General features: G+C 52.1%; 13 protein-coding genes and 1 pseudogene. 7 read left to right on the top strand and 7 right to left on the bottom strand.

Translation table 11 applies throughout. The annotated features are described in order from the left end of the window. Positions 1–73: 73 nt before the first annotated feature. The 3 genes and pseudogenes from PSTEL_RS12050 to PSTEL_RS12040 form a co-directional block, all read right to left on the bottom strand. Positions 74–547, bottom strand: a pseudogene (locus tag PSTEL_RS12050) (MFS transporter); the annotation flags it as partial. Between the two features lie 186 nt (positions 548–733). Beyond that, on the bottom strand, positions 734–3,100 hold the full coding sequence (gene helD, locus PSTEL_RS12045) for an RNA polymerase recycling motor HelD (RefSeq protein ID WP_425415267.1): 2,367 nt from the start codon (positions 3,098–3,100) through the stop codon (positions 734–736). 200 nt (positions 3,101–3,300) lie between these two features. Further along, a complete protein-coding gene (locus PSTEL_RS12040) occupies positions 3,301–4,341 on the bottom strand; it encodes an FUSC family protein (protein WP_038695598.1) in 1,041 nt (346 codons plus the stop codon). Positions 4,342–4,475: 134 nt separating this feature from the next. On the opposite strand from PSTEL_RS12040, the gene PSTEL_RS26250 reads away from it, so the two are divergent. Next, on the top strand, positions 4,476–4,970 hold the full coding sequence (locus PSTEL_RS26250; protein ID WP_052098394.1) for a hypothetical protein: 495 nt from the start codon (positions 4,476–4,478) through the stop codon (positions 4,968–4,970). A gap of 93 nt (positions 4,971–5,063) precedes the next feature. Here the strand turns inward: PSTEL_RS26250 and PSTEL_RS12030 are convergent, their stop codons facing one another. Continuing rightward, complete coding sequence (locus tag PSTEL_RS12030; RefSeq protein ID WP_245625142.1) at positions 5,064–5,684, bottom strand: phosphatase PAP2 family protein; 621 nt, start codon at positions 5,682–5,684, stop codon at positions 5,064–5,066. A gap of 155 nt (positions 5,685–5,839) precedes the next feature. Between PSTEL_RS12030 and PSTEL_RS12025 the strand changes: the two genes are divergently transcribed. After that, on the top strand, positions 5,840–6,061 hold the full coding sequence (locus PSTEL_RS12025; protein ID WP_084065424.1) for an RNA chaperone Hfq: 222 nt from the start codon (positions 5,840–5,842) through the stop codon (positions 6,059–6,061). A gap of 24 nt (positions 6,062–6,085) precedes the next feature. Here PSTEL_RS12025 and PSTEL_RS12020 read toward each other — a convergent pair whose 3' ends face one another. Beyond that, complete coding sequence (locus tag PSTEL_RS12020) at positions 6,086–7,189, bottom strand: lactonase family protein (protein ID WP_038695594.1); 1,104 nt, start codon at positions 7,187–7,189, stop codon at positions 6,086–6,088. Between the two features lie 207 nt (positions 7,190–7,396). Between PSTEL_RS12020 and PSTEL_RS12015 the strand changes: the two genes are divergently transcribed. The 5 genes from PSTEL_RS12015 (at position 7,397) to PSTEL_RS11995 (ending at position 12,961) form a co-directional block, all read left to right on the top strand. Next, a complete protein-coding gene (locus PSTEL_RS12015) occupies positions 7,397–7,735 on the top strand; it encodes a hypothetical protein (protein WP_038695592.1) in 339 nt (112 codons plus the stop codon). Between the two features lie 195 nt (positions 7,736–7,930). Further along, positions 7,931–9,025, top strand: a complete 1,095-nt coding sequence (locus PSTEL_RS12010; RefSeq protein ID WP_084064998.1) for a peptidylprolyl isomerase — start codon at positions 7,931–7,933, stop codon at positions 9,023–9,025. Positions 9,026–9,383: 358 nt separating this feature from the next. Beyond that, positions 9,384–10,742 carry a spore germination protein gene (locus tag PSTEL_RS12005; protein ID WP_245625141.1) on the top strand — a complete coding sequence of 453 codons (1,359 nt, stop codon included), beginning with the start codon at positions 9,384–9,386 and terminating at the stop codon, positions 10,740–10,742. Further along, positions 10,732–11,940, top strand: coding sequence for a Ger(x)C family spore germination protein (locus tag PSTEL_RS12000; RefSeq protein ID WP_245625140.1), 1,209 nt, complete (start codon positions 10,732–10,734; stop codon positions 11,938–11,940). Before PSTEL_RS12005 ends, PSTEL_RS12000 begins: the two co-directional genes overlap by 11 nt. A 28-nt stretch (positions 11,941–11,968) precedes the next feature. Beyond that, positions 11,969–12,961 carry a GerAB/ArcD/ProY family transporter gene (locus tag PSTEL_RS11995; RefSeq protein ID WP_245625139.1) on the top strand — a complete coding sequence of 331 codons (993 nt, stop codon included), beginning with the start codon at positions 11,969–11,971 and terminating at the stop codon, positions 12,959–12,961. 111 nt (positions 12,962–13,072) lie between these two features. Here the strand turns inward: PSTEL_RS11995 and PSTEL_RS11990 are convergent, their stop codons facing one another. Then, positions 13,073–13,285: a YczF family membrane protein gene (locus tag PSTEL_RS11990; protein ID WP_038695590.1), complete on the bottom strand. Its 213-nt coding sequence runs from the start codon at positions 13,283–13,285 to the stop codon at positions 13,073–13,075. Positions 13,286–13,443: 158 nt separating this feature from the next. Continuing rightward, positions 13,444–14,043: a nitroreductase family protein gene (locus PSTEL_RS11985; RefSeq protein WP_038695588.1), complete on the bottom strand. Its 600-nt coding sequence runs from the start codon at positions 14,041–14,043 to the stop codon at positions 13,444–13,446. Positions 14,044–14,159 lie beyond the last annotated feature (116 nt).

Here is a 14,159-nt window from a genome sequence, read left to right as displayed (position 1 = left end):
ACAGAAAAAGGTACAGCCTCTTCAATTTAATTGAAAGACTGTACCTTTTTCTATGAGATGGACTTTTTCAGTGGCCTCGGATCGGACTCAGCACTTTGCCGAAGGTGTTGGAGGTTTCAATCAGTCCCAGACTTCGGCTGACCTCCTCTTCATCCTCGAACAGATCTCCAACGAACGGAATCACAATGGGAAAAGCGCCCGCCGCACCGATTCCTTGCAGCAGCCGCCCTCCCAGAATCGTCCAGTAGGCGGATGTTCCGCTCATCAGCCACGCCGCGGCCGCCGAGACGGCTCCGCCGAGCGCGGCGATGATTAACGCGGGCAGGATAACCGCCTTTCGGCCGAAACGGTCCGATAAGTAACCTGCGACCGGAATCATGATAATGGCTACGACTCCATAAATAGTGATGATCATACTGACCTGAAATGAGCTGATGGACAGCTCACGGGCTATTTGCGGCAGCACCGGAAGCAGCATGGAATTGCCAAGCGTCATGATCAGTGGAATTGAGGCAAGCGCCAGCATGTCCCATTTTTTGGTATTCATGAACGGCCCACCTTTAACAAGAAGTACACGGCACCTCTATAATGTGGTCCTGGCGGGTCGATTATGCATGGCATAGCACTAGAAAAGCCTTCCCCGCAGATCGGAGAAGGCTATTATCGATTCTGGCCGCAGCGCATTGAGTTTGGTTCTCTGCAGTGAGTTTGGTTCTCTATTGTGCACCGGCCGCTATTGCAGCGATTTGACGTGTACTCCCTCATCAGGAGCTGTAACGGGAATGAACCGGCTTGGCGTTCCCGGTGAAAAAATATGCAGAACGTGCATGGCGCGCGTGCAGGCTGTATAGAACAGCTTGCGCTCGCTCTCCCGGGTGTAGCGCTCCTCCGAACCGTCGTAGATAATGACGGCATCGAATTCGACCCCTTTGGCCAGATAGGCCGGCAGGACAAGCGTCCCTTTCTGGAAGTTCGGCGTATCCTTGGTTACGAGCTGAACGTCAAGCCGTTCCTTGAGCAGGGCATGCACCCTTGCGCTTTCCTCTGCCGTTTTGCAGATGACTGCAGCATAGTGATAGCCCTGGGCATGCAAATTCCGGATATCGGCTTCCACCTCGGCCAGAAGCTCATCGCCTCCGCCAACCTGACGGACAAGCGGCGCCTCGCCTTGCCGGTTGAACGGTACAATCCGTTCGCCCCCCGGAATCATCGACCGGGTAAATTGCACGATCTCGTAGGTGGAGCGGTAGCTGCGGGTCAGGGAGACCACTTCCGTATTCTCTTCTCCGTAAATGCTGACGAGACCGCCGAGTTCCCCAAGCGCTTCGCCCTGGGCATAGATGGCCTGGTTAAGATCGCCGAGCACCGTCATCTTGGCCCTCGGGAACAGACGGCGCAGAAACTCAAGCTGGAACGGCGAATAGTCCTGTACTTCGTCCACGAATACATAACGGATCGCTGTATTGGTATGGAAGCCCTGGCTGAGCTCCTTCAGGTACAGAAATGGAGTGGCGTCTTCATACGCCATAGAGCCTTCGGAGAGAGCGTCCAGCGTCTGCCGGCAGACGGAGCTCCAGCTGTCCGGAAGCGATATTCCCTTATTCAACTTCTCCAGCAGATCACGGTCCTGGAAGAGGCGGGAATACAGCCCCTTGGCATCCACGAACCGGTTGCGCTTGATCCAGCCCCGAAGCGGCTTCAGCCGCTGGCTGACGATATACCGGGCCAGCATTTCCTTTTCGGTGTCGAAATCGTCGAAGGTCTCTTTCTTGCCCCGCTGCTTGCGCCGCATCATTTGATAGGCGCGGTGGTACTCGTCCGTATCCATTACTTCCATCTGATCCTCGACCCAGGCGGCGCTCCGCTCGCTGTGGCTGAATTCGGCGACCTTTTTCAGCAGCCAGCCTTTCATAAGCTCAATCCGGTTCGCGAGCCGGATCGCAGGATCATAGCTGTAGAACTGCCTCTCCATCTCCTCCTTGCCCACGATCGCACGCCCCTGAAAGGTCAACGGCTTGAACAGCATCCCCTCTGCCTCAAGCCGGGTCGCGTACCGGCGAATGGCGTCGAGGAAGCCTACAGAGGACTTATAGGCAATCCCGTCTCGCCGCGCATCAATCTCGGGGCCTTCCGGACTGTTCAGCAGCGTCTCTGTCTGGCTGAATACGTCCTCCAGCTGAAATTCCTGGCCCAGCCGGTGCTCCAGATACATCTGGAACGTGGTCTGCTGCATGTTGTCTTCTCCGAGCTCTGGCAGTACGGTAGACACGTAACTGTTGAACAGCGGGTTCGGCGAGAACAGCAGCACCTGGTCGGCCTGCAGATTGTCTCTGTATTTATAGAGCAGATAGGCAACGCGCTGCAGGGCAGCCGATGTCTTCCCGCTTCCGGCCGCTCCCTGTACGACGAGCATCCGGCTCCGGTCGTTCCGGATAATGGCGTTCTGCTCTTTCTGGATTGTCGCGACAATGGATTTCATCCGGTCGTCCGCACTGTGGCTGAGCACCTGCTGCAGCAGTTCGTCGCCAATCGTCACCCCGGTGTCGAACATAACCTCGATCACTCCGTCATCGATGACGAACTGCCGCTTCAGGCTCATCTCGCCGTTGACCGTTCCAGCCGGTGTTTCGAAGGAGGAGGTTCCCGGAGCTCCGTCATAATACAGACTGGAGATCGGCGCCCGCCAGTCGTAGACCAGGAAATTCCCGTCATCCTCCATCAGCGAGCCAATGCCAAGATAGATCTGCTCGGTCTCTCCGTCCGGCGCTTCAGCGAAATCAATGCGCCCGAAGTATGGCGAAACCACCAGCTTCCTGTATTTCTTCAGCGCCTTGCTGGACTGCAGGTGATGGCGTTCGCGCTCGTTGAGCACCTGGGCCTGCTGCCGCAGGCTGGTCGATGTCTCGCCGAGATCGTCCGGGCTGCTGAAGTTGACGGTGACCTCTTCCCAGAAATCCTTCCGCAGCTCGACAACGTCGCTCCGGTGCAGCCCAAGCTCCTCCGACAGCGCCCTTATGTGCTTTTTCAGAAGCCCGGTTACCCCGTCTACTCTTTTCTGTTCTGCCTTCCATTCGGCCTCTTGATTAGACACGAAATTCATCCCCTTTTATAGGTTGACACTATAATTCATTCATGATAAAATATATTAGAGTTACTATGTTTTTTTGAGTTTTATTAATGTGGCATTTTTCAATTTTATCAATTATCGCCTGTCAGATCAAGTATTGACACTGAACTCCTTATGAAATATAACAATCCGGTTCCTTCGCGGAACCGGATTTTTTGTTGGCTTTTCCTGCCCTATTTTTTATCGTCCTTTTTATCGTCCGCGGCCCGGTTGATCTGCTCCGCGACCCGGTCCAGTCTTTCCAGCTGATAGCCGTAATCATACACCGCCCCCGCAATAACCGCCAGCCTCAACCGGCTCGTGTTGCCCGGCTGGTAGCCCATGACAACCGATTCCAGAAACCGGTCATTGTCTTCGCCGAGCGGATCGGTATCGTTCAGTCCCGGCTTGATCTTGTTCTGAAACTTCAGCAGGATATGCTCATGATACCGGATCAGCAGCTCCAAATGACGGTCAAACTCTTCGTCGGTGTCATCGCCCCGCTCAGCCTGGAAATAATGCCGGTCCACCGCATCCAGCACCTCAAAGCCCTTCTGCAGCGATGCCAGCATGTTCTTGTAGACAACCAGTTCCCTTGTCTGGCTGTACTTGGGGCGCAGCAGCTTCTTCTGTTCTTCTTCGAACAAGGCGTATTTATCCGCCAATGAGCGAATCGAGCCTTCAAGCGCATTCTTCTCGTCCCTGAACACGCTCTCCTTCATTTCATGTGATACGGCTGTCCTCATGAGCAGGGATAAGCTGCTGAACACATTTTCAATCTGATTGATGTACTGCTTGCGCGGCTTGGGCGGGAAGACCAGTATATTAATGACAAAAGCCGAGACTATGCCCGTCATCAGAACGAGGAACCGGTTCAGCGCGAACTGCCACTGGCCCGAGGCTTCCATCACGGATATGACGGTGACGAGCGTCAGTCCGATCGTATCCGAGCGTTTCATCTTCATGCTCAGCATAATCACCAGAATACATACGATGCCGATGGCGATGGGCTGGCTGGACAGCAGCATCCCGCCGCCAAGAGCAATGATGGCACCGATCGTGCTGGTCTGGACCTGATCCAGAAAATGGCGCCAGGAACGGTATATGGAGGGCTGCATCGCAAAGATTGCCGCAATTCCCGCCCCCGTGGACGAAGGGAATTTCAGCAGCGCGGCCACATATAGGGCAAGCGTGACAGCAAGTCCCGTTTTTAGTACGCGTGCGCCAAAATTCAAGGCTCATCCTCTCCTTATCATATTATGCCGGAACATATCGCATCTGGTTCTATATTATTACCCGCGTTTCTTTCCGATTATCTGGAAATACTGTAGGATGCAGTCCAATTCCTGACGGAAAAGAGGTGACATCCATGAAGCCACTAATAGTGAAAGCGGCCGTTCTTTCGGCTGCCCTCTGCATCGCGCTGTCGGCGGAGGCGTCTGCCTCAGCTTGTCCGGAGTCTCAGGCCGGACAGACATCTAATGCGGCGTTCGCCCCTGCGGATTCGCGGGATGACTCCAAGCAGCCGGAGAAGCATCGGGGCAAAGGGCATTTCATCTTCCGTGAAAGCGCCGGGCTGTTCGGAATGGAAGGCCAGGAGCTGCACCAGGCTCTTAAATCAGGCAAAAGCCTCGCCGAAATCGCCAAAGAGAAAAAAGGCTGGAGCGAGGAACAGTATGTACAGAAGCTGACCGAGAAAGCAGGTGCCCGGATCGACGAGGCTGTAGCCGTAGGACGGCTCACCCGTGAAGAAGGCGCCAAAATCAAGGCAGGCCTGCCCGCTATGCTCAAGGCCAAGATCAACCTGAAATGCGCCGAGTTCGGACATGACCGGCTCCAAAGCCCGGGCACGCATCAGAATTAGCACATGGCCAGCTTAGTTTCAGCCGGACATCGCCCTTAAGGCGCGTCCGGCTGTTTGCGCTGCCCAGGCTCACCGGGAGGAAGTTATCCTCCTTCAGGCGGCCTTCTTGTTCGATTGGCGCTTGTTCAGAGCGCTCCTCCAGGTCTCGAACAGAACGATGGACAGCATCAGCCAAGCGCAGCTTGCAGCGTAGCCTCCGATAACGTCGCTGGGATAATGGACGCCGAGATATATCCGGCTCCATCCGATCGCTGCCGTCAACAGGAAGCAGACGAATACCAGCAGAACGCGGCCGGTTCTGGAGGGGATGTGCCGCCACAGCAAAAATGTGAGCGTCCCGTATACGGTAAATGCCGCCATAGAGTGTCCGCTTGGAAAGCTGAATCCGGCCTCTTCGATGATCCGATGGATATTGGGGCGCTCGCGGTGTAACAGACTTTTCAGAACACTGTTCAGCATGTGGGAAGTTGCGCCTGTCCAGAGAAACAGCACCAATTCAAACCGGTGTCTGAACAGCAGAAACAGTGCGACTATAATAGCTAACGAAAGCGGAACCACAATTTTCGACGAGCCGACCAGTGACAAAACCTTGGCCAGAGACGTCAAACCAGGCGATTCGGCGGATTGAACGGCGGAAATGATCCACGCATCCCACGACTTTGTCAGATTGTAGGCTACCATCAAAGCGATAACCCCGAAAATGCCTGTAAACAAAAGAAACAGCTTGAAACCTCTAGACCTGCGGCCCCAAATCATTCTTACTATCCTCCTATGTAATGCAAGGAAGAGGGAGACCGTTTCCGGTATGTCCCTGTTCCATGCTATACTTGATGCAGTTACTCATCCCAAAAAACTGGAGTGCTGCCAAAGTGGAAAATCAAAAGCTTCAGGAGCGCATGCTGAGCCAATTCGTTCAAAACAAAGTACCGTTAACCATCTTCACCACCAACGGGGTCAAAATTCAGGGAATCATGACCTCCTATGATGCTTACACCCTTACACTTCAAGGGCAGCATGACGGCAGACAAAATGTTCTGTTCAAATCGGCCGTCTCAACCATCGTTCCGTTCAAACCGGTGTCGCTTCGTTAAGCGACAGACGATTCCGCGATTAATTTACGCCCGGATCTCGACCGGTTTGACGCAGACCGGTTTGGATACCTCGGCTTCAACACCGGTGAAAGCCAGTCTGCCGCTAGCGGCATTTCTACTAAAGACGACAAGGTTGTTGCCGTCCCGGTTGGCGCAGATCAGGTAGGCTCCGTCCGGAGTCAGCGCAAAGTGCCGGGGATGGCCTCCGTGGGTCGAGACATGCTCCACATATTCGAGCTTAGCCGGACCATTCACTTCATACACGACGATGCTGTCGTGACCGCGGTTGGAGCCGTACAGAAACCGGCCGTCGGGAGATAGCGTGATTTCGCCGCAGGTGTTCTCGTCTTTAAAGTCTGATGGAAGAGCCGGATAAGTCTCCGCCAACGTCAACTGACCTTTCTGGGCGTCGTATGTAAAAGCGGTGATTGTCGAATCGACTTCGTTGATGACATAAGCGGAATGCCCGTCTGGATGAAACGTGAAATGCCGAGGTCCCGCGCCCGGATGAAGCTTCGTGTCGCCATGCAGCTCAAGCTTGAGCGTATCCCGGTCCACCCGGTAGCCTCGAATCAGATCGAGACCAAGATCGCATACGAACAAGTAGCGTTCGTCTGGACTGAATATGGCGCAGTGCGGATGAGGCCGGTCCTGGCGTACAGGGTCGGCTCCGTGGCCTGCATGAAGGGCTGTGTCGGTCAGCTTGACCGTACGACCTTCATTGTCAAGCTCGACAATGCCAATCTTGCCTCCATGATAGCTCACAACGGTTAGAAACCGGCTTGATGAATCCCGGTTGATGTGACAAGTCGTCGTCTGGACTCCGTTCTCAGCCTTCATCGTACCCGTACGGCTCAATTCCCCGAGGGTTCCGGACTTAACATCAATCGAATAGGCAGCAACTTCTCCTTCTTTAACTCCATCGGAATTTACACATTCCCCTATGGCGTAAAGGCGCTTGGTTCCAGCGTCGACATTCAGAAACGTCGGATTCGCAATGCCGTCCGTTCCGCTAAGCCGTTCAAGCTTCCCCCCGCCCTCTGCTTCAAAACGGTATACATGAATTCCATCCTTGTCGGATGGGGAGTAGGACCCCACTAGCAACAGCAGCTCTGCAGTATTGTTCATTTCTCTCTCCTCCTCGGTATCTTGCCGGAACTGCAGTATGGCATATGTTCCGTGATTCTTATTTAATGTACAGTTTTTCACCGTCAATGACAAATCCGACATTCGAAAAGTCAAAAATAGTTTAAAAATAAGTCTTTTCAACTCCTGACTGCCGTGTTATAATGAAAGCGCTAACATACATTAAAATATTTATAAGGGGGAACAGGAATGAGCAGCATTCTACTGGAAGCCAGAAATGTATATGAGGACTTCGAGGTGGAAACGGACGTTCTGTTCTTTAAGGTCGGAGATCACGACCTGGTCATTTTTCACGGCAGAAACTACAACATTAAAAAGAGAATGTCTGCCGAACAGCTGAACCGGTTGCTGCAATCTTCGAGCTACTATCATGTACAAGGCGGCGTGTACATTAATTTGAACAAAGTCACTTCCGTCGAAGATGACTGCGTGTATTTTGGAGACAAGAGCTGGTACGCCAAACGGGTCCGCATTCCGAGAAGAAAGCAGGATCATATCCGCCAACTGCTCAACACCCGTATTTCCTAAAGCGGTTACAGACTTCGAAACGGCAAAAGGCCGGAAGACATGGAAATCCGTGTTTTCCGGCCTTTTGCCGTGTTTTGAAGCCTTTCTTTACAAAGAAAGCGCATTTTTTATGCTCTCTTAAGGTTTAGTGGCATTTTTTCTGGTAAAGTGGTTGAAGACAGGCATCACCTATAATTGAAGGGAGTCATAGTAGCAATGGACGAAAAGAAGTTTGAAGAGAACGAACAAAGGAACAACACGACGGACGCGGAGGTCGCCGAAGTCGATAACACAAAAGAGGTAATCCCCGTGATGGACAGAGCCGGTGAACAGCCCGCAGGCGTTCCGGCACGTCCCCGCAGCGTCAATGCATGGATGATCGCCTCTGTCGTTCTGGTGGTTGCGCTGATTATTGTATTGATCAAGCCACCATTCCAGAAAGCTGACGGCGATACTCCGGTCGCAACGGTCAACGGTAAGGATATTACGAAGAATGAACTTTATGACAAGCTGGTCAAAGCAGGCGGCGAATCCACGCTGCAATCGATGATTACGCAGGAACTGGTTGACCAGGAAGCCGATCGGAACAAAGTTACGGTTAGCGACGCCGACATTCAGGCCGAAATCAAAGATCTTCAGGAACAGTTCGGCGGCGAGTCCGGCCTCGAAAGCGCTCTGTCCCAAAGCGGCATGACGATGGACGACTTGAAGGAGCAAATGCCTCTGCAGGTCAAAATCCGCAAGCTGCTCGAGCCAAAAGTAACCGTCACCGACGACGATATCAAGAAATACTATGACGAGAACAAAGCTTCGCTCGGCAGCGAAGAAGAAGTTCGCGCTTCCCACATCCTGGTAGCAACCAAAGAAGAAGCCGACGCCATCGAGAAGCAGCTGAAAGAAGGTGCAGACTTCGCCACTCTGGCGAAGGAGAAATCCTCCGATACAGGCTCCAAGGATAAAGGCGGGGACCTCGACTACTTCAAGAAAGGCGACATGGTGGCTGAATTTTCGGATACCGCGTTCAAGATGAAGGTCGGAGAAATCAGCGAACCGGTCAAGACGGAATACGGTTATCACATTATTAAGGTAACCGACCATAAGGATGCCGTTACACCGACACTTGAGAACTCCAAGGACAAGATTCGCGAGAAACTGATCACCCAGAAAATCTCCGAAATGTCCTCCACTTGGATGCAGGATCTGACCAAGGGAGCCAAGATCACCAATACGCTGACAGACGCCAAGAAAGCGGAAGCTTCTGCAGCTCCTGCTTCCTCCTCCGCTCCTGCAGCCAGCGCAGCGGCAAAATAATAATTAACCGTTCTGCCAAGACCGGACAAGTCCTTTCGAACCCTAGCGTTCGAAAGGATTTTTTTATGCTTATCAACGTGTAGTTGTATGCACTCCTCCACTCATCTGTATAAAAAAGGAATTGCGCGCAAAGAGTATTAGACAGGAGGTGTGCGCAATGCCTACCCGGCGACAATCTCAAAATCAATCAGCTGCGTCCGCAAGCACCGGGACACAGAACTCCCCTCTCTCCTCCTCTCTTGAGGAAAATATGAACCGGATCCGGCAAGATTTGGGCGGCAGTTCCGACTTGACCATCCGCACGATTAAGCTTGCCGGAGCAGACCTGCAAATAGGTGCCGTCTAAATCGATGGGATTGTGGACAAGGCGCTGGCAGACAGCTTCGTCAGTCATTTGACGTCGTTCAACAGCAGCGCAGAGTTCGGCGACGGAATGCCGATAGCAGGGCTTTTTTTGTCTTTTGCCCAGGAGAAGGCAATCAGTATGACCAAGCAGATAGAAATTAAAGATTGGGACAGTCTGTATACCACACTTCTGTCGGGCTGTACAGTCGTTGTTATCGACGGGCTGGACCGGGGGATTGGAGCTGAGATGAGCGGAGGCGAGACCCGTCCCATATCGGAAGCTGCCACCCAGGTGTCCATCCGGGGCTCTAAGGAGTCGTTCTCCGAAACGATCGGGACGAATATCGCTTTGGTACGGAGAAGAATTAAGAGCCGTGATCTGTGGACAGAGAGCTTTCAGATCGGCCGCGTGACGCAGACGACCGTCACCATGATGTATGTGCACAGCCTTGCAGACGAGAACAAAATTAATGAGCTTCGAAAGAGGCTTCAGGAGATACGGATTGACTCCATACTGGAGTCTGGTTATATCGAACAGTTAATTGAGCAGAAGAAGTATACCCCCTTCCCCACCTTGTACAATACAGAGCGTCCGGACAGTGTAGCTGGTAATTTGCTTGATGGACGGATTGCGGTGTTCGTGGACGGCACACCTTTTGTGCTGATCGCACCTTCCAGCTTTTTTATGTTTCTTCATACGGTCGAGGACTATTACCAGCGGTTTGATTTCTCGACGCTGATCCGGATACTGCGATTGATCTGCCTGATTATTTCCATGTTTGGCCCCGCCTTGTTCGTGGCCGCCCTGAATTTTCATCAGGAGATGATTCCCACTCCTCTGCTGATCAATCTGGCGTCACAGCGCGAGGGCGTGCCTTTTCCAACCTTTATCGAAGCTCTTCTGATGGAAGTCACATTCGAGATCATCCGGGAAGCCGGGATTCGCCTGCCTTCCACCATCGGTCAGACCGTTTCGATTATCGGCGGGCTTGTGCTGGGTCAGGCAGCGGTGGAAGCCGGGATCGTCTCTCCCGCTATGGTCATTGTCGTATCGCTCACGGGGATTTCCAGCTTCGCGATGCCGGCTTTTAACATGGCGCTATCCATCCGGATGCTCCGTTTCGTGATTATCTTCATGGCCGCATTCATGGGACTTTACGGCATTACGATCATGGCGCTGATCCTGACCGCTCATTTGTGCAGCCTTAACTCACTCGGCTCACCGTTTATGTCACCGTTCGCTCCATTTATCGCCAAGGACCAGAAGGATACGATTTTCCGCGCGCCTCTGTATTTCATGCGGAATTCGCGCCGTACGAAATCCATCAACAATCCGGAGCGAAGCGGAGGGAATTCTTCTAGTGAGAATTAAGCGCCTTATTCTATGTATCGTTCTTGCGGCAGTGACATCCTCCACCCTGTCCGGATGCTGGAACAGCCGTGAATTGAACAAGCTGGCCATCGTCAGCGGGATCGGAATCGACCTGGCTTCGAACGGCAAAGATTATAAGGTCACCTTCCAGATTGTGATTCCATCGGCGACTTCGACCAGCAAAGGCGCAACCACACAGCAGCCGGGGGTGTATTTGGCTACAGTTAGCGACCCTACCCTGTTCGGCGCTCTTCGCAAGGCGTCCAGAAAGACAAGCCGGCAGCTGTTCTTCGCACACACACAGCTGCTTGTGATCGGCGAGTCAATGGCCCGCAAGGGAATCGTTAGAATATTCGATATTTTTGAACGCTCACATGAACTGCGCCTCAATACGCCGGTCCTGCTGGCCAGAGAGTCGGATGCCGGGTCCATTCTGAAGGTTCTGGTTCCAATAGAGAACATCTCCTCAATAGGCTTGGTCCGGAAGAGTGATAACTCGGCCAGGGTATGGGGAGAAACACAGCATATCCGGGTGGTCGACCTCGTAAAGGGAATTACCGGCGAAGGAGAAATCGCTCTAAGCGGTATCATTACAGGCGGCAATCGTAATCAGGGAGGCAGCAAATCAAATCTGGAGCAGACCGAGCCTTCCGAGACGCTCATAATGAAAGGAATGGGTCTGTTCAAGGATGAGAAGCTGGCTGAATGGATCGATGGATCTGAAGCAAGAGGCATCCAATGGGTAACGAATAAGATTAGCGAGACGGTGCTTAATGTCAAAACAGATGAAGACGAGGAAGAGATTGCGGTTAATATTTTTTCGGCCATTACCCATATCCATACCGAGCTTCGAGACGGAACCCCTGTCTTTCATATATCAATCCGTGAAGAAGGCACAATACTCGAAAGTCACAGTTCGGTACCTTTCGCGAACGGGCAGACCATAAAGATACTTCAAGAAAAAGTAAAGAAGCAGACCATTAAGGAAGTTGAAGATGGCATACGGGCGGCCCAGCGGTTTCAAGCCGATGTGTTCAATTTCGGAAATGAACTGAAGCGCAGCAATCCCTCGCAGTGGGATCGCGTCAAGGACAATTGGCCCGAAGTCTTCGCCAAGGGTGAGCTTGATGTTAAGGTCGAGGTGTATATCCGCAACACCGGGATGAGGCTCAATCCGTATAAGTCTCACATGAAATAATGTGCAAGGAACCGAGGGGAAAATGCCGATGAATAAAGAACGTCTCACGTCCAATCAACTATTTGCAATGATGGTATTGTTCGAGCTGGGAACGGCGCTGGTTGTGCCCATCGGACTGGAAAGCAAGCGGACGATATGGTTGTCTATTTTAATGGCTGTTCCGGGGGGTGTTCTGTTCTACCTCATCTATGTCTATTTGTCCCGCCAGTTCCCTGGCAAAATACTCAGCGGGATTACGGTGAACATTTTGGGCAAGTGGATCGCCTGGCCCGTCAATCTGCTGTACATCGCGCAGTTTCTTTATAATGGATCTCGCAATTTGCGCGAAGCAGCCAGTCTGCTGACAGCTGCTTCTTATGACCGAACCCCGATCATTTTCACAAGCGCCTTTATGATCATCGCCGTCATATATATACTGAACCAGGGAACGACGGTACTTGGGCGTACCGCGGAGATTTACTTCGTTATCATGATTCTAATGGGGGTCAGCTGCAACTTTGTTGTCATCGTCTCCGGCCTTCCCGATATGTCGAATCTGTTCCCTCTGCACCTCAGGGATTGGAAGACCGCAGTAATATCCGCTTATCCGAATGTTTGGGTCTTTCCTTTTCTTGAAACAGTCGTCTTTACAACGATCATTCCCCACTTGAACAAAAGCGGTCGTGCAGGCAAGACCGGTATGATAGCAATGATATTGAGCGGTATCCTGCTAACGATCACACATGCTATAGAAATCTCCGTTCTAGGCGAAGATATTTATTCCAGAGCAACTTTCCCTTTGTTTACAACCATTGCGCTTGTGAATCTGGCAGATTTCATACAGCGACTGGACGCCTTTGTCTTCCTGACTTTGATAATCGGGGTGTTCTTCAAGCTGACTATCTACTGCTATGCTGTGTCAGCCATTGCCACCGATCTGTTCAAGATACAGGACTCCCGCAAGGCGGTTTTGCCTGTCGGGATTGTCGCTTCTGTTCCTGTCTGTCATGAGCGCCGAGAATTATCCGGAGCATCTCATTGAAGGACGAGTCTCTATTATGATTGTCCTGATCTTGGCTGCATTTATACCGCTTCTCTTGTTTCTCGTTCACCTGATACGCCGTCGGTTTGCTCTTTACCGGCAGTAGCCGGGTTATTTGCTCACAAGAGAGAAGAATGGAACCGCAATTGGCGCGCAGGCCAACACAATCACTGCAATCGTCTCTTCAATGCTGGACGAGGTTAAGTACGAACGAAAGGCAACTATCGTATCGCCGATGCTCTGACCCATCGCCCTGTCGATAAGAAACAGAATAGACAGACCTAACATCCAGAGAAACGGGTACAGCATCAGTTGTTTCATCATATGGACATCTTCCTTTCTGAGTGCAGTTGCAGCCGGACAAAGCGTTCTGACACATGGCTATATAGCTAGTATGGCTTCAAGATAAAAAGCCATCCCAAAGGGAACGGCTTCATCTTGCCGGATCTCATCCAGCCGGTGTTCCATGATATTTGAAGATGTTATTTGAATACTTTGACCCGCTTCTCAACAGGTTCGAATTCTTTCTCTCCCGGAGCAGTTACAATGCCGCCGAATGGCAACTGCGCAATCAGCTTCCACTCTGCAGGAAGTCCCCAGGTCGATTTCACTTCATCGTCAATCAGCGGGTTGTAGTGCTGCAGAGAAGCGCCAACACCAGCTTCAGACAGTCCAGTCCATACCACATGCTGCAGGATTGCGGATGCCTGGTTGGCCCATACCGGGAAGTTGTCAGCATACAGCGCGAAATTCTCCTGAAGTCTCTTCACGACCGCTTCATCTTCGAAGAAGAGCACCGTGCCTGCGCCAGCCTTGAAGGAGGCCATCTTCTGTGCAGTTCCTTCGAACTGCTCTGCCGGTACGATTTTGCGCAGCGTGTCGCTTGTCAGATCCCACAGCTTGTCATGGGCGTCCCCGAAGAGAACAACAGCTCTGGAGCTTTGGGAGTTAAACGAGCTAGGACTGTGCAGAACAGCCTGCTCCACGATTTCCTGAACCTGCTCCTGGGATACCGGAAGCTCTTTGCTGATTGCGTAAACAGAACGTCTTTTTTTCACTGCATCAAAGTAACCGTTCGACATATGATAATTACCTCCAATTTGTTTAGGTACTAACTTTTTTATATCTTAATACATTTGCTCCGATAATTCAACTCCTTCGTTTCTTTTTTTCCGGCTGAAAAAAAGCCCTGCCTCCC

It is taken from the genome of Paenibacillus stellifer (assembly GCF_000758685.1).
In the GTDB taxonomy this organism is placed as follows: domain Bacteria; phylum Bacillota; class Bacilli; order Paenibacillales; family Paenibacillaceae; genus Paenibacillus_AQ; species Paenibacillus_AQ stellifer.
This window is presented reverse-complemented; position numbering and strand designations above follow the sequence as displayed.

What these genes read in the sequence shown, in the direction of transcription:
- PSTEL_RS12010 (WP_084064998.1), top strand. Translation starts at nt 7,931, where the DNA reads ATGGACGAAAAGAAGTTTGAAGAGAACGAACAAAGGAACAACACGACG.
- PSTEL_RS11985 (WP_038695588.1), bottom strand. Translation starts at nt 14,043, where the DNA reads ATGTCGAACGGTTACTTTGATGCAGTGAAAAAAAGACGTTCTGTTTAC.
- PSTEL_RS11990 (WP_038695590.1), bottom strand. Translation starts at nt 13,285, where the DNA reads ATGATGAAACAACTGATGCTGTACCCGTTTCTCTGGATGTTAGGTCTG.
- helD (WP_425415267.1), bottom strand. Translation starts at nt 3,100, where the DNA reads ATGAATTTCGTGTCTAATCAAGAGGCCGAATGGAAGGCAGAACAGAAA.
- PSTEL_RS12020 (WP_038695594.1), bottom strand. Translation starts at nt 7,189, where the DNA reads ATGAACAATACTGCAGAGCTGCTGTTGCTAGTGGGGTCCTACTCCCCA.
- PSTEL_RS11995 (WP_245625139.1), top strand. Translation starts at nt 11,969, where the DNA reads ATGAATAAAGAACGTCTCACGTCCAATCAACTATTTGCAATGATGGTA.
- PSTEL_RS12015 (WP_038695592.1), top strand. Translation starts at nt 7,397, where the DNA reads ATGAGCAGCATTCTACTGGAAGCCAGAAATGTATATGAGGACTTCGAG.
- PSTEL_RS26250 (WP_052098394.1), top strand. Translation starts at nt 4,476, where the DNA reads ATGAAGCCACTAATAGTGAAAGCGGCCGTTCTTTCGGCTGCCCTCTGC.